Origin of the sequence: Burkholderia cenocepacia (assembly GCF_900446215.1) — a bacterium.
Lineage (GTDB): Bacteria > Pseudomonadota > Gammaproteobacteria > Burkholderiales > Burkholderiaceae > Burkholderia > Burkholderia cenocepacia.
Genome location: NZ_UAQZ01000001.1, coordinates 1,443,534 through 1,466,222, shown reverse-complemented (window position 1 = coordinate 1,466,222; position 22,689 = coordinate 1,443,534). Strand labels below are relative to the sequence as shown.

Sequence of the window (22,689 nt, the reverse complement as noted above, 5' to 3'; positions counted from 1 at the left end):
CCGCGACCGCTCAGGCCGCGTCACGGGTCCAGTTCGCGCGCAGCACGTCCTCGCTGTCGCGATAGTTGAATGCCAGCGCGCCGTGATGCGCATGCAGCAGCGCCTCGCCCATGCGCCTCACCACGTGCACGCCGGTGGTTCGAATCACGAGCGCGTCGCCGGTTTGCTCGATCTCCATGATGCGTTCGAGCGCGTGCTCGCTCATCTCAAGATCGGCTTGTCGCTCGAGCAGTTCGAGGATCGCGGAGCGATGCCGGCGCACGTATTCGCCGCGCAGCACCAGTTCGCCGGCCGGCGCGTTTTCCCGCATGCGCTTGCAGGCCGGGCATTCGAGCTGGCGCCGGTCGAGCGGCGTCGCGTACCAGGTCCAGCGGCCGGCGTCGCAGACGGCACCGCATCCTTCGCAGATCCGGTCGCCCGACGGCCGTTTCGGATCGCGATAACTGTCCTTCGTATGCGGCTGCATGCGCTTGTCGCGGCGCAGATAATTGCGGCCGGGGCCGGAATGCGAACGATTCATGGCTGCTTCTCCGTGGTAGTGGACGGTACAGGCGCGACGGTCACGCGACGGACAACCGGTCGACGACCTCGCGCACGCCCCGGACCGATGCCGCCGCGCCGCACGCGGCACGCCTTTCCGCCAGCGACGCGACCGTGCCCGTCAGCGTGACGATGCCGTCGTCCGCATCGATCGAGATTCCGGCTGATTCGCGCTGCGCGCGACGGGCCAGCGCTTCGGCAATCCGTGTGCCGACGTCGGGCACCGTATGGTCGGCCCGCACCCGAATGCGGTTCGCGACACCGACGACGCCCTTCATCCGGCTCACCATTTTTTCCGCTGCACGGCTCTGGAACGCATGATCGACCTCGCCGTCGAGCGTCACGCAGCCGTGATCGACTTCGACGCGAATTCGGTGATCGCGCAATGCCTCCTGCCAGCCAAGCGCGAACGTGATCGCGATCGCCAGTTCGTGGTCGGCGCAGGCATCCTCCGGCGGCTCGACGTTCAATTCGAGCACCAGCGCGCGCGCATCTGCGACGTGCAGCGCGGTTTTCTGGGCCTCGAGCTTCTGGGCCCAGCTGTCGACCGTGCCGCGTAACGTCACGATCCGGTCGCGTACGTCGACGTCGATCCGGCGCGAATCGATCGCCGGATTCCAGAACAGTGCTTGCTCGACATCCTGCTTGAGTGCTGCGTCGGACTTCATGTCGGTCTCCCGTCCCGGCGTGTGCCGGTCGCGAAGCGTGCGACCGGATGTGTGCCGTACCCGATTCAGCATCGCGCATGGCGGCACTGGCGGCTTGACGAGGATCAATCATCCGCAGGCTTGCGGCAACGGCGACCAGGTGCGCAACCGCCCAGTTTGTCCGTTGATGCAGATCAACGGCCCGCCGGAGCGCGACTCGATCATGGCGACAGAGGCTGCAAACCAGGCGACAACGCGCACATGGCGCAGCGATATGACCGAACCGCTTTCCGGGAGACCGTCATGAACCGAAAGCAGTACCGCATCGCACTCGCGACGCTGAGCGTGTTCATCGCGCTGGCGTCGCTGGCCGGCATCGTGCATGGGATGCTGTTCGACGAGCGGGTGTTCAGGTATTCGATCGTCACATTGATCCTGAGCATCCTGTCGTTCGTCGTGCTGCTGAATCTCGCGCCGGGCGACCGCCCATAAACAGAACATCGGCTGGACGATCTGCCGTAAGCATGTCGAGCGAGGCTTCACTCGAAACGCATTACGGCCGCAGTGATACAGATCAAGGGGGCGCGCGGCAATCGTCGGATATAAGTGAACCCGAAGCGGCGTCGCCATGCAGGCGGCGCCATCCAGCGTTCTCGTATCCGATGAGGCATCCCATGCGCGCCGTCGCGGTTCCTCCGCTGTTTTTGCCTGCCATCGCGCGGTGCATTCGTCTCGTTGCGCTGGCGGCCGGCGCGGGCCTGCTGTCGGGATGCCTGTCGCTCGCGCCCCCCGACGAACTTCCCGCCACGCCGATCGCCGCCGCGTTCCCCGATCCTTCCGCCCGCAGCGTCTCCATTGCGCAGGCGCCGCCTGCCTGGTACGACTACTTTGTCGACGTCCGTCTGCGCGCGTTGATCGGGCAGGCACTCGCCAACAATCGGGATCTGCGTGCAGCCGTTGCACGTGTCGAACAGGCACGCGCCGTCTACGGTATCCGCAGCGCGGATCAATGGCCGACGATCGGCGCCGGCGCGGCCTATGTGCGGTTTCGCACGCCGGGCGGCTTCCTGACGCCAGCGCCGGTCATCGGCCAGGTATACGAGGTCCAGCTGGCTGAAACGCAATGGGAGATCGATTTCTGGGGCCGCGTGCGCAACCTGAAAGCGTCGGCGCTGCAGCGCTATCTCGCGAGCGATGCAGCGCGGCAAGCGGTGACGCTGAGCGTGATTACCAGCGTGGCGGACGCCTATCTGACCCTGTGCGAGCTCGATGAACGGATCGCGCTGACGCGCGCGACGATCGACTCGCGGCACGAATCGCTGCGGATTTTCCAGCTGCGTCACGCGGCCGGCGCGATCTCGCGGCTGGACCTGACGCAATCGGAGATCCTGCTGCAGCAGGCCGAGTCGCTCGGCGTCCAGTTGCAGCAGGCGCGGGCATCGGCGGCCAATGCGCTGGCATTGCTCGTCGGTGCGACGCCGGCGCTGGCCGACGCGCCGCTGACCCTCGACGACGGCGCTGTGACCCCGTCGCTCGCGCCGGGCCTGCCGTCGTCGCTGCTCGCGCGGCGTCCGGACGTGATCGCGGCCGAGCACGAACTGCAGGCCACGCGCGCGAACATCGGCGCAGCGCGTGCGGCGTTTTTCCCGCGTATCGCATTGACGAGCGCGATCGGTTCGGGGAGCACCGCACTGCACGACCTGCTGTCGTCCGGAACGGGCGTGTGGTCGGTGATTCCGAACGTCACGCTGCCGCTCGTCGACGGCGGCCGCAACCGGTCGAATCTCGCGCTCGCGCACGCGCAGCGCGACGAGGCGCTCGCCCAGTACGAGAAGACCATGCAGCGCGCGTTTCGCGACGTGTCCGATGCACTCGCCGCGCGCTACTGGCTCGCCGACCAGGTCGCGATCGAACGGGCGACGCTCGCGTCCCAGGCCGAGCGCGCACGTCTGGCGAAACTGCGCTACGACAGCGGCGCAACCCGCTTCCTGGAAGTTCTCGATGCGCAACGGGACCTGATGAACGCCGAGCAGCAATGGGTGATGACGCGTCGCGCGCTGTTATCGAGCCGCGTCGCGCTGTACGGCGCGCTCGGCGGCGGGACGCCCGATACCTACAGCGCCGCCGCGGCATCGAACCACCTTTCCATCGATTCGGGTTCCATACCATGAAGACCATCAAGCGCCCTATTCTGATCGGTGCCGGTGCGGCCGTGCTCGCGATTGGCCTGATTTACTACGGCTGGACCCGCTGGCGCGACGCGCGGACGGACGCCGGGCTCGTCAGCGGCAATGGCCGCATCGAGGCGATCGAGATCGACGTCGCGACCAAGTTGCCGGGGCGCGTCACCGCCATGCTCGTCGACGAAGGCGATTTCGTGAGCGCAGGTCAACCGCTCGCCCGCATGGACGTCGTCGTCCTGCGGGCGCAGCTCGACGAGGCGCAGGCCCGGGAACAACAGGCAGTGAACACCGCGGCGAGCATCGACGCGCAGGTGGCCCAGCGTCGCAGCGACAAGGCTGCGGCGGATGCGCTCGTCGTGCAGCGCGAAAGCGAACTCGACGCGGCCACGCGCCGGCTGGCGCGTTCCGAAACGCTGTCGCGGGACGGTGCGTCGTCGCTGCAGGAACTCGACGACGATCGCGCGCGCGCCGGCAGCCTGCGGGCGACCGTGAACGCCGCGCGCGCTCAGGTGGAAGCCGCCCAGGCCGGGATCGACGCCACGCGGGCCCAGCTCGTCGCCGCGCGCTCGGCGGTGACGGCCGCGCAAGCGACCGTCGCGCGCGTACAGGCCGATATCTCGGATAGCGAGCTGACGTCGCCGCGCGACGGGCGGGTCCAGTACCGCATTGCCGAATCGGGCGAAGTCCTGCCGGCAGGCGGCAAGGTGCTCAATGTCGTCGACCTGTCCGACGTCTACATGACGTTTTTCCTGCCCGAAACGGTCGTCGGCCGCGTTCCGCTCGGCGCCGACGTGCGGATCGTGCTCGATGCTGCGCCGGAATACGTGATTCCGGCACGCGTGTCGTACGTGTCGAGCACGGCGCAATTCACGCCGAAGACGGTCGAGACGGCCACCGAACGGCAGAAACTGATGTTCCGGGTCAAGGCGCGCATCGACCGCGATCTGCTACAGCGCCACCTGAAGCTGGTCAAGACCGGCCTGCCGGGTGTCGCGTGGCTGAAGACCGATCCGAACGCCGGCTGGCCGGCGCGCCTCGCGATCAAGGTGCCGCAATGAACGCGACGTTGCCCGTCGATACCGGTGCCGGTGCGGGCGAAGGTCCGCCGGCATCCATTGAATCGGGCGCGGTCGCCCGACTGTCGGGCGTTTCGTTGCGCTACGGCGCGACGTACGCGCTCGACGACGTGACGCTCGATATCCCGGCCGGCCGCATGGTCGGGTTGATCGGACCGGACGGCGTCGGCAAGTCGAGCCTGCTCGCGCTCGTGTCCGGCGCGCGTGCGATGCAGCAGGGCCGTGTACGGGTCCTCCGCGGCGATCTGTCGTCGCGCGTCCATCGAGCACGCGTATGCCGGCGCATCGCCTACATGCCGCAAGGGCTGGGCCGGAACCTGTACGCGACGCTGTCGGTCGAGGAAAACCTGCAGTTCTTCGCCAGACTGTTCGGCCACGATGCGGCCGAGCGACGCCGCCGGATCGACGCGCTCACGCACAGCACCGGGCTGCATGCGTTTCTCGACCGCCCTGCCGGCAAACTGTCCGGCGGCATGAAGCAGAAACTCGGTCTGTGCTGTGCATTGATTCACGACCCCGACCTGCTGATCCTGGACGAACCGACGACCGGCGTGGACCCGCTCTCGCGAGCTCAGTTCTGGGAGCTGATCGAACGTATTCGCTCCGCCCGTCCGGCAATGAGCGTACTCGTCGCCACCGCGTACATGGACGAGGCCCAGCGTTTCGACTGGCTGATCGCGATGGACGCCGGCCGCGTACTGGCGACGGGTAGCCCCGGCGAACTGCTCGCCCGCACCCGTTGCGACACGCTGGAAGCCGCGTTCATCGCGTTGCTGCCGGAAGCGCGACGGCACGGGCACCAGCCGATCCGGCTGACGCCGTTCCAGCCCGATGAGACCGACGGCTACGCGATTGAGGCCGACGCGCTGACGATGCGGTTCGGCGATTTCGTCGCGGTCGACCACGTGAGCCTGAAGATCCGTCGCGGCGAAATCTTCGGGTTTCTCGGCTCCAACGGCTGCGGAAAATCGACGACCATGAAGATGCTCACGGGCCTGCTCGCCGCGTCCGAAGGCACGGCGACGCTGTTCGGCCGTCCGGTCGCCGCGAACGACATCGATGCGCGCCGGCGAGTCGGTTACATGTCGCAAGGGTTCTCGCTGTACGGCGAGCTGACCGTCAGGCAGAACCTCGTGCTGCATGCGCGCCTGTTCGGCGTACCGGAACCGGACCTTCCCGCGCGGATCGACGAAATGGTCGGGCGCTTCGGGCTCGCCGAGGTGCTCGATGCGCTGCCCGAGCGCCTGCCGCTCGGCATGCGGCAGCGGCTGTCCCTTGCCGTGGCGATGGTGCACAAGCCCGAACTGCTGATCCTCGACGAACCGACGTCGGGCGTTGACCCGGTTGCGCGTGACGACTTCTGGCGACTGATGATCGAGCTCGCGCGCAACGATCGCGTCACGATTTTCATTTCGACGCATTTCATGAACGAGGCCGCCCGCTGCGACCGCATCTCGCTGATGCACGCGGGCCGCGTGCTGGCAAGCGCCGCGCCGGACGAACTGGTTCGCCTGCGCGGCGCCGCCACGCTCGAGGACGCGTTCATCGGTTACCTGACCGACGCGCAACGCGTGGACGGCGCCCCGACGGATACGTCGTCGGGCACCGGCTGGCTTGCCGCGTCGCCCGAGACCGGCAACGCGGGCCACCGTGCCGCATGGTTCAGCCCGGCGCGCGCCGGCAGCTACCTGTGGCGCGAAGTGCTGGAACTGCGACGCGACCCGTTGCGCGCCACGCTGGCGCTGTTCGGTTCGCTCGTCCTGATGTGCGTGATCAGCATCGGCATCAGTCTCGACGTGGACAACCTGACCTTCGCCGTGCTGGATCGCGATCAGTCGATGCTGAGCCAGGACTACGCGCAGAATCTTGCGGGTTCCCGCTACTTCGTACCGCGCGCGCGGCTCGCGGACGATCGCGACATCGATCGCCGCATGCGCAACGGCCAGCTGTCGCTCGCGATTGAAATTCCGCCCGGTTTCGCCCACGACGTCGCACACGGCCGGCACGTGGAGATCGGCGCGTGGGTCGACGGCGCGATGCCGATGCGCGCGGAAACGATCCGCGGCTATGTGGCCGGGATGCACGAAAACTGGCTGCGCGATCAGGCGAAGCGCCGGCTCGGCGTGTCGCTCGTCCCGGCCGTCGATGTCGCGATCCGCTATCGGTACAACCCGGACGTCAAGAGTTTGCCCGCGATGATTCCCGCGATCATGCCGATGCTCCTGCTGATGCTGCCCGCGATGCTGACGGCGCTGGCCGTCGTACGGGAACGGGAGCTCGGATCGATCGTCAACCTGTACGTGACGCCCGTGACCCGCGCCGAATTCCTGCTCGGCAAGCAGGCGCCGTACGTGATGCTGGCCATGCTGAATTTCCTGCTGATGGTCGTGCTGGCCGACGTCGTGTTCGGCGTGCGGATCAAGGGAAGTTTCCCAACCTTGGCGGCTGCGGTGCTGGTCTTCAATGTCGTCGCCACCGGCATCGGGCTCTTTGCGTCGACGTTCACGCGCAGCCAGATCGCCGCGATCTTCATGACGATCGTCGGCACGCTGATCCCCGTCGTGCAGTTCTCCGGCCTGCTTACGCCGCTGTCGTCGCTCGAAGGCAGCGGCAGGTGGATCGGCACGGTCTATCCGGCCACCTACATGCTCGCGATCAGCCGAGGCGTCTACAACAAGGCGCTCGGGCTGGCCGACCTGTCGTCCCAGTTCTGGCCGCTACTCGCGGCCGTGCCGGTCATCATGGTGACGACCGGCGTCCTGCTGCGCAAGCAGGAGCGCTGATCGTGTCGCGCCTGCTCGCCATTTACCGGCTCGGGATCAAGGAACTGTGGAGCCTCGCCCGCGACCCGATCCTGCTCGCGCTCATCGTCTATACGTTCAGCGCGTCGATCTACGTCGCCGCGACCGCACGCCCCGAAACGCTGCACAAGGTGCCGATCGCGCTCGTTGACGAAGACGCGTCGCCGCTGTCGGCACGGATCGCGGCGGCGTTCTTTCCGCCCCAGTTCGCACCGCCCCCGATCATCGACACCGGCGCGGCCGATCGCGGCCTCGACAACGGCGACTACACGTTCTCGCTCGACATTCCGCCGAACTTCCAGCGCGACGTGCTTGCCGGCCGTCATGCGACGATCCAGCTCAACGTCGATGCGACACGGATGACGCAAGCCTTCACTGGCAGCACCTATATCCAGCAGATCGTGTCGGGCGAGATCGACGCATTCGTGCGGCGCTATCGCGGCACGCCGTTGCCGGGCGTCGATCTCGCGATGCGGATGCGCTTCAACCCGAATCTCGACGAAGTCTGGTTCGGCGCGCTGATGGAACTGATCAACAACGTGACGATGCTGTCGATGATCCTCACCGGCGCCGCGCTGATTCGCGAGCGCGAACACGGCACGATCGAGCATCTGCTCGTGATGCCGGTGACCGCCGCGGAAATCATGCTCGCAAAGGTCTGGTCGATGGGGCTCGTCGTCACGGTGGCGGCCGTCGCGTCGCTGACGTGCGTCGTGGGCGGCGCCCTGCACGTGCCGATTCCCGGCTCCATCCCGCTGTTCGTGGCCGGGATGGCGTTGCATCTGTTCGCCACGACGTCGTTGGGGATCTTTCTCGCGACGCTCGTGCGCAGCATGCCGCAGTTCGGTATGTTGCTCGTGCTCGTGCTGCTGCCGCTGCAACTGCTGTCCGGCGGATTGACGCCGCGCGAAAGCATGCCGGCGGCCGTGCGGGACATCATGCTGGCCGCGCCCACCACCCATTTCGTCGAGCTCGCGCAACGCATCCTGTACCGGGGCGCCGGCCTCGATGCGGTGTGGCCGCAATTCGCGGCGCTTTCCGCGATCGGGAGCGTGCTGTTCCTGCTGTCGCTGATGCGGTTCCGCAAGACGATCGGTCAGATGACGTGATCGCCCGGTCGCGCGTGCGAAGCCGGGATTCACCTGTTGATACAGATCAACCGCGCCGGAGGCCGGCACGCGATCATGGCGTCGTGTCTTGCGAAATCGCAAGCCGTCGCGATTGCGGCAACGCGGACGAACACCGGCCGCCCCACGGAGAAACGTCATGATTCACCATTCTTGCCGGACCGCGCTTGCTACGCTGAGCGTGTTCATTGCACTCGCGTCGCTACTGGGCGTCGTGCACGCGATGCTGGTCGACGCGCACGTGCTGCCGTACGCGATCGTCACGCTGGTATCGGGCATCGTCGCGTTCGTCTCGCAGCTCGAGCCCGCGCCGAGAGAGCGATAGCGAAACAGCTGGAAGCGCCGCATTCGACCTCATCGTTCGATGCGGGAATCCCTGATTTCCGTCAATCGCCGCGGGCCGGTTCGCGATGTAATCGACGCACTGAACCCCTCGACTTTCAGGGAGGCGAGCGATGAAACTGACTTTTCTCGGTGCGACCGAAACCGTGACCGGCTCGAAGTATCTGGTCGAGCACGGCGGCCGGCGCGTGCTCATCGATTGCGGCCTGTTCCAGGGCACGAAAAATCTGCGATTGCGCAACTGGAACCCGTTGCCGCTAGCACCCGACACGCTCGATGCAGTCGTGCTTACGCATGCGCATATCGACCATACCGGCTATCTGCCGGTGCTGGTGCGCGAAGGCTATCGCGGGCCGGTGTACTGCACGGCGGCCACGGCCGAACTCTGCGACATCATGCTGCGCGACAGCGCGCGGCTGCAGGAGGAGGAAGCCGAGTTCGCGAACCGGCACGGCTACTCGAAGCATCATCCCGCCCAGCCGCTCTATACGCTCGACGATGCGCAGCGCGCGCTGCGCCTGCTGAAGCCCGTCGCCCTCGACGAATGCACTACGCTCGGCGGTGGCCTGGCGTTCCGCCTGCTGCCGGCCGGGCACATCCTCGGCGCGGCGAGCGTGGTAATGCACGGGAATCACAAGGTACTCGCGTTTTCGGGCGACCTCGGCCGATACCATGACCCGATCATGCAACCGCCGCGGCCGCCCGCACATGCGGATTACCTGGTCGTCGAGTCGACATACGGCGACCGGCTGCACCCGGCGTCCGACCCCGAGAACGAGCTGGCTATGCTGTTCGACACAACCTTCGCGCGGGGCGGGGTCGTCGTGATGCCCTGCTTCACCGTCGGCCGTGCGCAGGAAATCCTGCATTACATCGCACGGCTGAAGGCATCCGGCCGCATGGCGCGCGTCCCGGTATTTCTCGACAGCCCGATGGCGACGGACGTGACCGAAATCTATCGCCACCACATCCTCGAGCACCGGCTGACGCTGTCCGAAGCGAACGCCCTCGGCCATGCCGCGACGATGATCCAGTCGGTCGACCAGTCGAAGGCGATTGCAGAACACCACGGCCCGATGGTCATCATCGCGGGAAGCGGCATGGCAACCGGCGGGCGTGTACTCCATCACCTGAGCCGCTATGCACCCGATGTGCGCAACACGATCGCGCTGGTCGGCTACCAGGCAGCCGGTACGCGCGGCGCGGCATTGGCCGCACACGAACCGACCGTGAAGATTCACGGCGAATACGTCCGCGTGCGCGCCCAGGTCGAGTCGATCACCACGCTTTCCGCGCATGCCGACTACGAGGAGATTCTCCAGTGGCTCGGCACGATGCAGTCTGCGCCCGTTTGTACCTTCATCACGCATGGCGAACCGGCATCGGCCGACGCATTGCGGCGGCGCATTTCGGAGCGCTTGCACTGGCCGTGCGAAGTACCGACTTACGCGCAGACCGTCGATCTCGATGCAGTCGAATCGGGCGATGCGCGCGAGCCGGCCGCCCTCTCATCCTGACTACGGCGCCGGCGAGACGCCGGCCACGCACGGCGGGATCCGGACGTTGCGTACCGGTCCCCGTCGCGCGCCACCCGGCGATCAGCCGGCTTCAATGATGACCTTCAGCGCATGGGTTTGCGCCGCGCGGCCGAACGTGTCGTACGCACGCTCGACGTCGTCGAGCGAGAACCGGTGGGTGATTAGGCGTTTCGGATCGAGACGTCCAGCGCGCACGGTCTTCAGCAGCATCGGCGTGCTGACCGTGTCGACGAGCCGCGTCGTGATCGCGATGTTGCGATCCCACAGCTTCTCGAGGTGCAGGTCGGCCTTCACGCCATGCACACCCACGTTCGCGACGACGCCGCCCGGCGCCACGAGCGCCGTGCACATCTCGAACGTCGCCGGAATGCCGACCGCCTCGATCGCGCAATCGACACCGATGCCGTCGGTCAGCTTCATGACTTCCGCTACCGGGTCGCCGGCACGGCTGTCAAAGCAATCGGTCGCGCCGAAGTGCCGCGCGATCTCGCGCCGGTTGCTGTCCGGATCAATCATGATGATCTGCGCGGGCGAATAGAACTGCGCAGTCAGCAACGCTGCCAGCCCGATCGGGCCTGCGCCGACGATCGCGACCGTGCAGCCCGGTTGCACCTTGCCGTTCAGTACGCCGCATTCGAATCCTGTCGGCAGGATATCGGACAGCATCACGAGCGCGTCCTCGTCCGCGCCTGCCGGAATCCGGTACAGGCTCGTCTGCGCATGCGGGATGCGCACATACTCGGCCTGTGTGCCGTCGATCCGGTTACCGAGAATCCAGCCGCCGGTCGTGCAGTGAGAATAAAGGCCGCGGCGACAGTATTCGCAGCGGCCGCACGACGAGATGCACGAAATGAGTACGTGATCGCCCGGCTTCAGCGATTCGACCGCGGCGCCAATCTGATCGACGACGCCGACGCCCTCATGGCCGAGAATTCGGCCGGATTCGCACGTCGATACGTCGCCCTTGAGGATATGCAGATCGGTGCCGCAAATCGTCGTGCGCGTCACGCGGATGATCGCGTCGGTGGGCGACTGCAGTTCCGGCTTGGGCCGTTCCTCGAGCGCCTTGCGCCCCGACCCGTGGTAGACGAGTGCTTTCATCGCTGTTCCTCCATCGAAAAAGTCGCGGGTTCGTTGATCGAAGCGGGTGCGTGCCGTTGCTGCGCCAGCAACGCGGCCAGCGCACAAGACGCGACCCGGACGGCGACGCTGTCGGCGCGGCTCGTCAGCACGATCGGCACGCGTGCGCCGACGACGATGCCCGCGCTGGCGGCGCCGCCCAGGTATTCGAGCTGCTTTGCAAGCATGTTGCCCGCTTCGATATCGGGGACGACCAGGATGTCGGCGTGGCCGGCCACAGGCGAATCGATCCCTTTGTCGCGGGCCGCCCGTTGGGATATCGCGTTGTCGAATGCGAGCGGACCGTCGACGATCGCCCCCTCGAGCTGGCCACGCTCGGCCATCTTGGCGAGCGCCGCCGCGTCGAGCGTCGAACGCATCGCCGGACTGACGGTTTCGACCGCGCACAGCACCGCCACACGCGGACAGGCCACGCCAAGCGCATGGGCGACGTCGATCGCGTTCTGCGTGATGGCCGCTTTCTGCGCGAGATCCGGTGCGATGTTCACCGCCGCATCGGTCAGGATGAATGGTCGCGGATACGCCGGCGTCTCGATCAGGAAACAATGGGACATGCGCTTGTCGGTGCGCAGGCCCGAATCCGCGGCGACGACCGCACCCATCAGCTCGTCCGTGTGCAGGCTGCCTTTCATCAGTGCGCCGGCGCGGCCGGCCGCCGCGAGTTCGACCGCACGAGCGGCGGCCGCATGGCTGTGCGGCACGTCTTCGATCGTCCACGTTGAAAGATCGACGCCCGCGTCGTTCGCCGCTCGCAGCACCTTGGTGCGGGGCGCGACGATCAGCGGCTCGATCGATGCGCCCAAGGGAGACGCCCTCAACGCGGCAAGCGCAACGACGCTGGCGGCATCACACGGATGCACGACGGCGACGACGAGCGGCCGCGCATGACGCGTGCGTGCAATCAGGGACGGCAGTTCGCCGTTCGCTTGCGGCAGCAGCCCGGGCAGGCACGCGTCGTCGGGGACACCCAGATGAAGGTTGTCGTTCATGTTTCGAGTACGTAAGTGCCGGGCGCCGCCGCGAACCCTGCGGCCGGCGTGCGGGCCGGTACGTCGCCCGACGAGCGCGTGTGCAACCAGTCTCGCCAGCAGAACCACCACGAGCCGTCCACCGCCGGCGTATCGCGCACGAAGTCGTGCCGGCTGCGGTAGGCCGCGCCGGGTTCGCGGGTCACGCATCGGTAGTGCCGGCCCGGATGGCCCGGCTCAGACACGATGCCTGCGTTGTGCCCGCCCGACGTCAGCACGAAGGTCAGCGCATGGTGCGTGAGCAGATGGAGCTTGTAGACGGACCGCCAGGGCGACACGTGATCGCGCTCGGTGCCAACCACGAACGTCGGCACGTCGATGTCCGACAGCGCGACAGGCCGCCCGTCGACGCAGTAGCGGCCGGTCGCAAGATCGTTGTCGAGAAAGAGCTGCGTCAGGTATTCGGTGTGCATGCGATACGGCATGCGCGTGGTATCCGCATTCCACGACATCAGGTCGTTGGGCTTCGTGCGCGTGCCGAGCAGGTATTCGCTCATCATCCGCGACCAGATCAGGTCGCGCGCGTTCAGCAGTTCGAACGCGGCGGACATCTGCGCACCGTCCAGGTAGCCCTGCCGCCACATCAGCGCGTCGAGCGCGGACAGCTCGCTTGCATCGATGAACAGACCGAGCTCGCCGGGTTCGCTGAAATCGGTCTGGGCCGCCAGCAACGTGACCGAGCGCAACGCTTCGTGTTGCCGCCCGTCGCGCGCCAGCGCTGCCGCGGCGATCGCGAGCAGCGTGCCGCCCAGACAATAGCCGGCCGCATGCACCGCTTCGCCGCAGATCGTCCGCGCGGCGTCGAGCGCCGCCATGCACCCGTCGCGCAGATAATCGTCGAGCCCGAGGTCGCGAGCCTCCGCGCCCGGGTTGCGCCATGACACGGCGAACACCGTATAGCCTGCATCGACCAGGAAGCGAATCAGCGAATCGTGCGGCTGCAGATCGAGGATGTAGTACTTCATGATCCACGACGGTACGACCACGATCGGCTCGCGGGCCACGTCGGCCGTCGTCGGGGCGTACTGCAGCAGCTCGCACAGCGCGTTGCGCCAGACGACGCGCCCCGGCGTAATCGCCACGTCGCGTCCCGGCAGATAGGCGCGCGCATCGTCGCCCCGCGTGCCGCTCGCGCGCTCGATCAACGCGTTCGCGTCGTCCAGCCAGTGTCGCCAGCCTGCCGCGAGGTTCGCGCCACCGCTACGCATTGTCGCGTCGAGCACGACTGGGTTGGTCGCGAGGAAATTTCCAGGCGAGCATGCGTCGAGCCACTGTCGCGCGACAAATCCGACCAGTTCCTCGTGATGACGGTCGACACCCGGCACGCCGCGTGTCGCGTCGCGCCACCAGCGCTGGATCGACAGGAAGCCGTCGCGATACGCGCAAAACGGCCAGCCGCCCCACGCCGGCGCGGCAAAGCGCGGATCGGCGTGACCGGCGTGCACGGCAAGGCCGCTCGTATCCGCGTCGCCGGCCTCGCCGTCGCGCCCGTTTGTCGCTGACGCCACGGCGCCCAGCCACGCCTGCGTCGCGAGCACGAAGCATTTTCCCGGGGCCACAGCCAGATGCGCGCCCCAGTCAAGAATGGCCAGCGCCAGCGACACGGGTGACAACCCGAAGGTCATCGCGGCCACGTTCGCATGCGCGGCGCGATTCCACTCGTCGGCGGGCGCCGCTCGAACGGGTGCGCAACCGGCGGCGCTCGTCGCGATTTCGATTGCATCGGGCGGGCGCGTCGGCTCCGGCCGGAACGGCGCGCGGATGACGGCTGCCTTCATTTCATGTGCATCCCGCCGTTGACGTCGAATTCCGCTCCCGTCGCGAACGACGCCGCATCGGAACACAGAAACGCGACGAGCGCGGCGATTTCGTCCGGATTGCCCAGGCGGCCGACCGGAATCTGCGGGAGGATCTTCGTGTCGAGCACCTCCTTAGGCACCGTCTCGAGCATCGCGGTCGCCAGGTAGCCGGGCGCAACCGTGTTGACTGTCACGCCGTGGCGCGCGAGCTCGAGCGCCAGCGCCTTCGTGAAGCCGTGGATGCCAGCCTTCGCGGCCGCGTAGTTGGTCTGCCCGTAGGCGCCGCGCGAACCGTTCACGGAGCCGATGTTCACGATCCGCCCGAAACCGCCTTCGATCATGCCCGGCACGAACGGCTTCGTCATGTTGAATATGCCGTCGAGATTGGTGCGCAACACCGCATCCCACATGCTCTTGGTCATCTTCACGAAGGTGGCGTCGTGCGTAATTCCGGCGTTGTTGACGAGCACGTCGACGCGCCCAAATTCGGCCAGCACTCGCGCCGCGCAATGCTGGCACGAATCGTAGTCGGCCACGTCGACCTCGAACGCATGGAACGCCCGGCCCGCCTCCCGTTCTTTCGTGAGCCACGTCGCCACATGGTCGTTGCGCTCCCTGTGCGACACCGCCACCGTCATGCCGGCATCGTGTAGACGACGGCCGATCGAGGCGCCCAGTCCGCCCATTCCGCCGGTGACAAACGCGACACGGTCAGCGCACATGATCGCTCTCCCGCGCGCCAGCGATACCGTTCAGTCGACCGGCGGCGACCCCGTTCTTCGCGCCGGCCACGTCCTCGATCCCGCGCTCCAAGGCCGCCATCCAGTCGGCCCACGGCATGCTGGCTTCGTTGACCACCGCCAGTCGCCCGAGGTCGGGCAGCCAGTCGGTCTGATAACGCGACAGCGCGCCTGCGCCGTATTCGCGCAACCAGGTACGCCACGCCCCGGCGCTCTCGAATTGCGCACGCATGCACAGTTCGGTGGCGTCCTGCCAGATCGCGACGCTCGCGACCGTGTAGTCGGTCATTACCTGCCGGCTGGCCTCGGCGAAAGCCGTCCACTCCCTTGTTTCCGCCAGCGCTTGCTGCAGGCGACGCACCGCGATGCGATCCCGCTCGATGCGCCGGCCCGCCAGCGCATGCCACTCGTGTTGCCAGTCGCGGTTCTGCGCAACCATGCGCAATGCGAGATCGCAGCCCGCGCGGCAAACGTCATTCGGTATCGTCAATGCATCGGTACTCATCGGCTTTCCCCTTTCGATCGGGTCAATGGATTGGCATCCGCCTCGTCCCTTCTGTCCGGCCTGGGCGTCGCGACCGTTTCACTGTGCGGGTATCGCGCATCGCTGCCGTTGATCTGAGTCAAGTGCGTGGAAACCCTGCTTCGTAGACTGGATTGCACTGGCGGATCACCCGTCGATGGAGCGATTCCGATGAGCTACAAGAGCATGGTCGTGCACCTTGATACGAGCGCTCGTGCGCATTCGCGCCTCGAATTCGCGTTGCGTCTCGCCCGGCGCTTCGGTGCACATCTCACGGGGCTGTTCGCGGTCTACACACCCGAGCCGCATTCGTTCTACGTGATGGCCGGTTCCGCCGACTATTTCCGCGCGCACCGCGAACAGCGCGACGAACGGATGGCTGCGCTGGAGCGCCTGTTTCATGCGGAGACTGCCCGTGCGAAAGTGCCCGCAACCTGGGTTCGCGCCGACGAGCGCGCGAATGTGGCCGTGCCGCGCGCCGCGCGTCTCGCCGATCTGGTGATTGCGGGCCAAAGCGACCCGAACGACCCCGAAACCTATATCGACGATCAGTTTCCAGAGAACCTCGTGTTGTCCGCCGGCCGCCCGGTGCTGTTCTGGCCGTACACCGGAGAATTCCCGTCGGTCGGCGAACGGGTGTTCGTCGCGTGGGACGGCAGCCGCGAAGCCGCCCGCGCCGCGCACGATGCACTTCCGTTCCTCGAGCATGCGAAGCGTACGACAGTCGTTGCCGTGGTCGACGGCGATTCGGAATCCGCGACCACTCGGATTCCGGCCGCCGATGCCGCGCTGATGCTGGCGCGCCACGCGCGCGACGTGAACGTGCTCGACATCGCGACCGGCAGCGGCGCGTCGGTCGGCGACACGCTCCTGTCGCGCGCTTATGAGACGGGTTCCGACCTGCTCGTGATGGGCGCCTACGGCCATCCGCGCTGGCGCGAGCTGATGATCGGCGGCGCCACGCGCACGGTGCTGGCGTCGATGACGCTGCCGGTACTGATGTCGCACTGAGCAGGCCGATGCGTACGCTTGCGCTGCTCGTCGTCAACGCCGGTTCGTCGAGCGTGAAGTTCTCGATCTTCGCGTACCCGCCGCACGGCGACCCCGTGCAGCGGCCGCTGCACGACGGCGAGGCGGTCGCCGCCGGCAACGGCGTCTCGATCCGCTTCGACGCCGATCCGGACGGTTCGCTGCCGCTCGGCGCCGGCGATCCCTACCGCGCCGTGCTCGCGCAGATCGCGATGTGGATCCGGGTACGGTTGCCGCACATCACGCTGGGCGCGATCGCGCATCGCGTCGTGCACGGCGGCGCGCGGTATACCGAGCCGGTGATCGTCGACGGCGACGTGCTGGATGAACTACGCACGCTGACACCCCTCGCGCCGTTGCACCAGCCGCACAGTCTCGATGCGATCGACGCGCTGCGCAACGCGTTTCCCGACGTGCCGCAGATCGCCGTGTTCGATACCGCGTTTCATCGCACGCTGCCGCGTACCGAACAATTGCTGCCGTTGCCGCACGCATGGTTCGACCGAGGCGTGCGTCGCTACGGATTCCATGGCCTGTCGTACGAATATCTTTCCGTCGCACTCGACGATTCGTTCGGCGCCCGCGCGCATGGTCGCGTGATCGCCGCCCATCTCGGCAGCGGGGCGAGCCTGTGCGCGCTACGCGAGTGCCGTAGCGTTGCGACGACGATGGGCTTCTCCGCGCTCGACGGGCTGATGATGAGCACCCGCTGCGGGACGCTCGACCCCGGCGTCGTGCTGCACCTGCTCGAGGCCGACAACCTGTCGGGTGACGCGCTGGGGCACCTGTTCTATCACGAGTCGGGACTCAAGGGGGTGTCGGGCGCGTCAGGCGACCCGCGTGTGCTGCTCGAGTGCGAGGCGGCCGGCGACCCGCTCGCGCGGGATGCGCTGGCGCTGTACGTCCACCGCATCGTGCGCGAGACCGGCGCGCTCACCGCCCTGCTCGGCGGCCTCGACATGCTCGTCTTCACGGCCGGCATCGGCGAGCACTCGGCGCCGTTGCGCGAGCGGATCTGCGCATCGCTCGGCTGGCTCGGCATCGAGCTCGACACGCGCGCGAATGTGGACAATGCACACGTCGTGTCGTCCGCGTCGAGCGCGGTCACGGTGGTCGTCGAGCCCACCAACGAAGCATGGATCGCGGCGCGCGCCGCGGTGCGCGTGCTGCGCGGCAACCGGGACGCTTGATCCAGATCAGCGCCGTCGGCGCACACGCGCCGATGATGTGTTCATCCACATCCGTTCAAGGGACATGCCATGTACTCGAACATTCTGGTTGCGCTCGACGGCAGCGACACGTCGTCCCGCGCACTCGACGCCGCGCTGGATCTCGCGGCGGAAACGGGTGCGCGGCTGACACCCGTCTACGTCGTCGATTTTCTGGTGCCGGCCTACGACATGTACGGATACGACCCGTCGATCCTGGTCGATTCGTTCCGTGAAGAAGGATTACGCGTGACCGAGGACGCAGCGCGACGCATGAAAGCGCGTGATGTGGTCGGTGCGCCGCGGATTTCCAACGTCGCGCCGGCAGGCGAGGATATCCCGCACCGGATCGTCGGTCTCGCGGGCGAGATCGACGCCGATCTGATCGTGATGGGCACGCATGGCCGGCGCGGCTTTCCGCGCCTGTTCCTCGGCAGCGTGGCCGAACGCGTGCTGCGCCAAGCCAGGTGCCCGGTCTTGATGATTCCGGCCAGCGCCGCAGCGAAAGCGTCCGCCGAGGCCACGGCTGCATCCACCGAAAAGGAACCGTCATGAGCTACAAGACCCTGCTCGTCCATCTCGACGACAGCGCGCGCTGCGCCACACGCGTCGACCTCGCACTCGAACTCGCGGGACGCTGGAATGCCCATCTGGTCGGACTCTACGTCGTGTGCCAGGATCTCTTCGAGCCGCTGCGGCGGCCCGACGAACCGCTGAAGCTGGCCGTCTACGAACGCCTGTGCGACCAGCGCCGCAAGGAAGCCGAAGAACGGTTCCTGACGGCCGCCGAGCGTGCCGGACGCAGCGTCGAATGGCAGGCGCCGACCGGCAATGCGACCGAGGCCGCGATCCTGCATGCGCGCCACGCCGACCTGCTGGTGCTCGGCCAGGAGGATCCCGACGACCGCACGACCTACGTGGCGCGCCATTTCGTCGAGGACGTCGTGATGGGCGGCGGACGCCCGGCTATCGTCGTGCCCTATGCGGGCGACGTGCGAACGATCGGCGAGAACGTGCTGATCGGCTGGGACGGCGGACGCGAGGCCGCGCGCGTGATGGCCGATGCGCTGCCGCTGCTCGCCCGCGCGCGCTTCGTCAACGTCGAGACAGTCTCACGCGGGCATCCTGATCCGGACAAGACACCGCCGGGCGTCGATGTCGCCGCGTATCTCGAACGGCACGGCATTCGCGCGTCGTTCTCAACCACGCCGCGCACGCGGTCGGTCGGCGTGGGGGCGACGCTGCTGAACCGCGTAACCGACCTGCATGCGGATCTGCTGGTGATGGGCTTGTACAGTCATGCCCGCATGCACGAACGCGTGCTCGGCGGCGCGACCCGCACGATCCTCGAGACGATGACGGTGCCGGTCCTGCTGTCTCACTGAACGCGTGAAAACGGGCAGCCGCGTGCGGCTGCCCGCCTCCGGTAACGGCCACCGTCACTGCGATCGCAGTCGTCACAGCATTCCGGCGCAAGCGCCCGGCCCCTCCCGTACGACCAGCACCGGCCGGTCCGCGACGCGCACCAGCGATTCGGCGACGCTACCGAGCAACGCACGGCGCACGCCGCGGCGACCATGCGTGCCCATCACGATGAGGTCCGCGTCGCATTCGGCGGCGGCGCGCGCCAGCACGTCCGAGACATCCTGTCCGCATGCGTCGATCGTTTGCGCGATACCGCGTACGCCGGACAGCTGAAACGCCGTTTCCGCGTCGGAGACCGCGATCGCGGCCTTGTCCGCGTCCAGTCCGGCCGGATCGCGCTGATCGATATAGCCGCCGTCGACGTCCGCCAACCGCGGCGCGTCCGATACCACGCACGTGGCGATGACCAGACTGCCCGAATCGCGGGCGAGCGAAATCGCCTCGTCGAGCGCAAGCCGCGCGCTGCGGCTGCCGTCGAGTGCAGTAAAGATTCTTCGATACATGGCGCGTGCCTCCTGTCGTCCCGGTTCGATCGGTTCGTGAAACCAGTCTGATCCCTTCGCACGCCTTTCCGTTGACGCGGGTCAAGTGCGCGCGGCGACGTCCGTACGCATCAGTCCCGATTGGCGAACCTCGGTAAAACGCGCACAATTCAGGGCGATATCGCAATTCCAGCCCGCCCCGCCGCTTTTCGTGTCCCGCGTCCGGCCCGCCGCCAGCCGGCCGTCGACGAAATCCGTCAGGATGAACGGCCATGACAGTGAATGCGCCCCCCTTCCGGACCGGACCGGCTCCGCGCCGCATCCGGCCGCCCGCCCGATATGCCGGGCTGGCCGCGCTGCTGACGCTGGCGCTCGGCCTGACGGCAACATTTGCGGCATCCCGGGTACTGGAGAACAATGTCCGGCACGCTACCCAGGTGAGATTCGAGCAAGCCGCCACCCGCGCGACGGCCGGCCTGCGGCGCAGCCTCCTCGACGCCGCAGTTATATTGCGCGGCACCCGCGCGTTTGCATCGGCACTGTCGGCGGAGCCATCCGGCGCCGCATGGCTCCGCTATCTCGCCAGTCTCGATCTGGACGCGTTGCAATCGCCGGTCCGCAGTCTCGGAAGAATCGAGCCGAGCGCCGCCGAGGACAATCAGGCAACGCGACAGGCGCTGCAGCGGGCGGCAGAAACCGGCAAGGTCGCTTTGGCCGCGAACGCGATACAGGACAGTATCGATACGGCGTTCGCCCGGACGGAACTAACGTTGTATCTGCCGATTGGTGCAAAAGCGGAAGACGGCACATCGTTCGAGGCGCGGCACGCGACGGCGACCGGATACGTTTATGCCGCACTGAATCCAGACCGTCTGGTCGATCCGTCCCTGCTCGATCGACTGCATCTGGAAATCGTCGCCGACACCCCAGCGGCGCCGGTCTACACCGCCGGTTTCAGCGGCGACGATGCCACCGATTCCCGCAAAGCGCTCGAGCGAACTGATTCGCTCGTGTTCGGTGGCACGCCGCTGTCGCTGCACTATCGCGCGGCGTCCGCCGACACGGCCCGCACCGCAATGGCCGTGCTGCTGACCGGCACCGTGCTCTCGCTAACGTTGGCCGCGCTCGTGCGGCAGATCCTCTCGCAACGCACACGTGTCGCCGAGACCGCCGGCAACAGTCAACCGACGGAGGCCCGGATGATGGGCATCATCCGGTCGTCGATGGAGGCTATCGTCACGGTCGACGAGAACCAGACGATCGTGATCTTCAACCCTGCCGCCGAACACGTGTTCGGCGTTTCCGCGATGGAGGCGGTCGGCGCGCCGCTGTCCCGCTTCATCCCCGAACGCTTTCGTGCCGCGCATGCGCGGCACGTCGAGCAATTCGGCGTGACCGGTGTGTCTGAGCGCCAGATGGGGCGACAACGCGTGCTGTTCGGCTTGCGCGGTGACGGCACCGAGTTTCCGATCGAGGCGTCGATCTCGCAGATTCGCGACGGCGCCGGCAAGCTGTACACGGTGATGCTGCGCGACGTCACCGAGCGGGTGCGAGCGGAAAACGCCCTCAAGCAGTCGCGCGAGGAGTTGCGCGACCTGTCCGCCAACCTGCAGAACGTGCGCGAGGAAGAAAAAACACGGATTGCGCGCGAATTGCACGACGACCTCGGCCAGCAACTCACGGCGCTTAAGATGGACCTGTCCGCCGTCGAACTGGGACTTGCGGGCGTCGTCGCGCCCCACACCGGCGTGCGCGAGCAGTTGGGTGCCATGCATCGCCTGATCGATTCGACCGTTGCGTCGGTGCGACGCATCGCGGCCGATCTGCGGCCGGTGATGCTCGACGACCTGGGTCTCATCCCGGCGATCGAGTGGCTTGCAAACGATTTCACGCGCCGCTACCGGATCACGGTCGACCGTGACATCGGGCCGGTCGACACCAAGTTTACCGGCGCCGGCGCGACCGCGTTGTTCCGCATCGTACAGGAGGCGCTGACCAACGTCGCGCGACATTCGGATGCGACGAATGTGACGCTGACCTTGAAAACGGCAGACGGCTATTGCATGCTGCGCGTCGCGGACAACGGCCACGGCGCGCCGAAACACCCCCGCGACAGTCAGGATCGCCCGTCGTTCGGGCTGATCGGCATCCGCGAGCGCGCGCACATGCTCGACGGCACGGTGACGATCGACAACCGGCCGGGCTCGGGATTCACGATCACCGTGGCGCTGCCGCTTCACGCCATCCAGCAAGGAGACGTGCTGTCATGATCAGGGTACTCATCGCCGACGACCACGCGCTTGTGAGGGACGGTCTGCGGCACATCCTCCAGAACGCGAGCGGTTTCGACGTCGTCGGCGAAGCGCAGGACAGTGCTTCGACGATTGCGCTCATGCGCGACACGGACGCTAACGTGCTCGTGCTCGACCTGTCGATGCCCGGCCGCAACGGCGTCGAACTCATCAAGCAGATCAAGGACGAGAAACCGGGATTGCATATCCTTGTGCTAACGATGCACGCCGAGCAGCAATACGCGGTGCGCGCGTTCCGCGCGGGAGCCTCAGGCTACATGACCAAGGAAAGCGCCAGCGCCGAACTGGTCGCCGCGTTGACTAAGATCGCGGCCGGCGGCGTCTACGTGAGCCTGACCATGGCCGAGCAATTCGCGCAGAGCCTGAACGAACCGACCGATCTCTTGCCGCACCAGCGCCTGTCCGACCGCGAGTTCGATGTGTTCCGGCGCGTAACCACCGGCGAGTCGATTTCCGAAATCGCGCAGGCGCTGTGCGTCAGCGTCAAGACCGTCAGCACGTACAAGACGCGCATCCTCGAAAAGATGCAGATGCCGAACGACACGGCCCTCGTGCGCTACGCGATGCGTCACAAGCTGTTCGAGGACCCAGACGAGCTCTGACGGCGGTCGCGACAAGACGCCGCACCAGTGTAGGAAACCTCCTACAAGCCTTCCCTCTCACCTACCACAACTTCAATTCCGGCTGATTTTCCTGACGGCGCGCAACATCCATACTGCAGATCAAGAAAAACAATTCAGCGTGCCTCC

At 66.9% G+C, this 22,689-nt stretch carries 21 protein-coding genes; 13 read left to right on the top strand and 8 right to left on the bottom strand.

Annotated elements, in window-relative coordinates:
• Nucleotides 1–10: 10 nt before the first annotated feature.
• Together DTA15_RS06775 and DTA15_RS06770 are read right to left on the bottom strand one after the other, a co-directional pair.
• Nucleotides 11–520: a BCAM0308 family protein gene (locus tag DTA15_RS06775; protein ID WP_006488392.1), complete on the bottom strand. Its 510-nt coding sequence runs from the start codon at nucleotides 518–520 to the stop codon at nucleotides 11–13.
• 40 nt (nucleotides 521–560) lie between these two features.
• A complete protein-coding gene (locus DTA15_RS06770) occupies nucleotides 561–1,208 on the bottom strand; it encodes a BON domain-containing protein (RefSeq protein WP_006488300.1) in 648 nt (215 codons plus the stop codon).
• 282 nt (nucleotides 1,209–1,490) lie between these two features.
• On the opposite strand from DTA15_RS06770, the gene DTA15_RS06765 reads away from it, so the two are divergent.
• The 7 genes from DTA15_RS06765 (at nucleotide 1,491) to DTA15_RS06735 (ending at nucleotide 10,233) form a co-directional block, all read left to right on the top strand.
• Complete coding sequence (locus DTA15_RS06765; protein ID WP_006488308.1) at nucleotides 1,491–1,679, top strand: DUF2964 family protein; 189 nt, start codon at nucleotides 1,491–1,493, stop codon at nucleotides 1,677–1,679.
• A gap of 182 nt (nucleotides 1,680–1,861) precedes the next feature.
• A complete protein-coding gene (locus tag DTA15_RS06760; RefSeq protein WP_006488330.1) occupies nucleotides 1,862–3,358 on the top strand; it encodes an efflux transporter outer membrane subunit in 1,497 nt (498 codons plus the stop codon).
• The gene (locus DTA15_RS06755; RefSeq protein WP_006488388.1) at nucleotides 3,355–4,428 is read left to right on the top strand and encodes an HlyD family secretion protein; all 1,074 of its coding nucleotides are present in this window, start codon (nucleotides 3,355–3,357) and stop codon (nucleotides 4,426–4,428) included. The genes DTA15_RS06760 and DTA15_RS06755 overlap by 4 nt, the downstream gene beginning before the upstream one ends.
• The gene (gene rbbA, locus DTA15_RS06750) at nucleotides 4,425–7,229 is read left to right on the top strand and encodes a ribosome-associated ATPase/putative transporter RbbA (RefSeq protein WP_006488291.1); all 2,805 of its coding nucleotides are present in this window, start codon (nucleotides 4,425–4,427) and stop codon (nucleotides 7,227–7,229) included. The genes DTA15_RS06755 and rbbA overlap by 4 nt, the downstream gene beginning before the upstream one ends.
• 2 nt (nucleotides 7,230–7,231) lie before the next feature.
• Nucleotides 7,232–8,356, top strand: coding sequence for an ABC transporter permease (locus DTA15_RS06745; protein WP_006488436.1), 1,125 nt, complete (start codon nucleotides 7,232–7,234; stop codon nucleotides 8,354–8,356).
• Between the two features lie 157 nt (nucleotides 8,357–8,513).
• Entirely contained in the window at nucleotides 8,514–8,699 is a 186-nt protein-coding gene (locus DTA15_RS06740) for a DUF2964 family protein (RefSeq protein ID WP_006488315.1), read from the top strand.
• 130 nt (nucleotides 8,700–8,829) lie between these two features.
• Complete coding sequence (locus tag DTA15_RS06735; RefSeq protein WP_006488469.1) at nucleotides 8,830–10,233, top strand: MBL fold metallo-hydrolase RNA specificity domain-containing protein; 1,404 nt, start codon at nucleotides 8,830–8,832, stop codon at nucleotides 10,231–10,233.
• Nucleotides 10,234–10,314: 81 nt separating this feature from the next.
• Here the strand turns inward: DTA15_RS06735 and DTA15_RS06730 are convergent, their stop codons facing one another.
• The 5 genes from DTA15_RS06730 to DTA15_RS06710 are packed head-to-tail and all read right to left on the bottom strand — an operon-like array spanning nucleotide 10,315 to nucleotide 15,466.
• On the bottom strand, nucleotides 10,315–11,355 hold the full coding sequence (locus DTA15_RS06730) for a zinc-dependent alcohol dehydrogenase family protein (protein ID WP_006488415.1): 1,041 nt from the start codon (nucleotides 11,353–11,355) through the stop codon (nucleotides 10,315–10,317).
• Entirely contained in the window at nucleotides 11,352–12,383 is a 1,032-nt protein-coding gene (locus DTA15_RS06725; protein ID WP_006488262.1) for a bifunctional enoyl-CoA hydratase/phosphate acetyltransferase, read from the bottom strand. Before DTA15_RS06725 ends, DTA15_RS06730 begins: the two co-directional genes overlap by 4 nt.
• Nucleotides 12,380–14,200: a PHA/PHB synthase family protein gene (locus DTA15_RS06720; protein WP_006488269.1), complete on the bottom strand. Its 1,821-nt coding sequence runs from the start codon at nucleotides 14,198–14,200 to the stop codon at nucleotides 12,380–12,382. Before DTA15_RS06720 ends, DTA15_RS06725 begins: the two co-directional genes overlap by 4 nt.
• Nucleotides 14,197–14,943: a beta-ketoacyl-ACP reductase gene (locus DTA15_RS06715; protein WP_012493058.1), complete on the bottom strand. Its 747-nt coding sequence runs from the start codon at nucleotides 14,941–14,943 to the stop codon at nucleotides 14,197–14,199. The genes DTA15_RS06720 and DTA15_RS06715 overlap by 4 nt, the downstream gene beginning before the upstream one ends.
• Nucleotides 14,933–15,466, bottom strand: coding sequence for a hypothetical protein (locus tag DTA15_RS06710; protein ID WP_006488373.1), 534 nt, complete (start codon nucleotides 15,464–15,466; stop codon nucleotides 14,933–14,935). Before DTA15_RS06710 ends, DTA15_RS06715 begins: the two co-directional genes overlap by 11 nt.
• Before the next feature lie 189 nt (nucleotides 15,467–15,655).
• Between DTA15_RS06710 and DTA15_RS06705 the strand changes: the two genes are divergently transcribed.
• The 4 genes from DTA15_RS06705 (at nucleotide 15,656) to DTA15_RS06690 (ending at nucleotide 19,106) form a co-directional block, all read left to right on the top strand.
• Nucleotides 15,656–16,495 (top strand): universal stress protein, encoded by an 840-nt coding sequence (locus DTA15_RS06705; protein ID WP_006488398.1) that lies wholly within the window; start codon nucleotides 15,656–15,658, stop codon nucleotides 16,493–16,495.
• Nucleotides 16,496–16,503: 8 nt separating this feature from the next.
• Nucleotides 16,504–17,703 carry an acetate/propionate family kinase gene (locus DTA15_RS06700; protein ID WP_006488472.1) on the top strand — a complete coding sequence of 400 codons (1,200 nt, stop codon included), beginning with the start codon at nucleotides 16,504–16,506 and terminating at the stop codon, nucleotides 17,701–17,703.
• A gap of 69 nt (nucleotides 17,704–17,772) precedes the next feature.
• Nucleotides 17,773–18,276 (top strand): universal stress protein, encoded by a 504-nt coding sequence (locus tag DTA15_RS06695; protein WP_006488363.1) that lies wholly within the window; start codon nucleotides 17,773–17,775, stop codon nucleotides 18,274–18,276.
• Nucleotides 18,273–19,106: a universal stress protein gene (locus DTA15_RS06690; protein ID WP_006488447.1), complete on the top strand. Its 834-nt coding sequence runs from the start codon at nucleotides 18,273–18,275 to the stop codon at nucleotides 19,104–19,106. The genes DTA15_RS06695 and DTA15_RS06690 overlap by 4 nt, the downstream gene beginning before the upstream one ends.
• Before the next feature lie 72 nt (nucleotides 19,107–19,178).
• Here DTA15_RS06690 and DTA15_RS06685 read toward each other — a convergent pair whose 3' ends face one another.
• Nucleotides 19,179–19,649: a universal stress protein gene (locus tag DTA15_RS06685; RefSeq protein WP_006488310.1), complete on the bottom strand. Its 471-nt coding sequence runs from the start codon at nucleotides 19,647–19,649 to the stop codon at nucleotides 19,179–19,181.
• 251 nt (nucleotides 19,650–19,900) lie between these two features.
• On the opposite strand from DTA15_RS06685, the gene DTA15_RS06680 reads away from it, so the two are divergent.
• Together DTA15_RS06680 and DTA15_RS06675 are read left to right on the top strand one after the other, a co-directional pair.
• Complete coding sequence (locus DTA15_RS06680; RefSeq protein WP_006488404.1) at nucleotides 19,901–21,898, top strand: PAS domain S-box protein; 1,998 nt, start codon at nucleotides 19,901–19,903, stop codon at nucleotides 21,896–21,898.
• Nucleotides 21,895–22,542: a response regulator gene (locus tag DTA15_RS06675; protein WP_006488271.1), complete on the top strand. Its 648-nt coding sequence runs from the start codon at nucleotides 21,895–21,897 to the stop codon at nucleotides 22,540–22,542. The genes DTA15_RS06680 and DTA15_RS06675 overlap by 4 nt, the downstream gene beginning before the upstream one ends.
• Nucleotides 22,543–22,689: the final 147 nt, after the last annotated feature.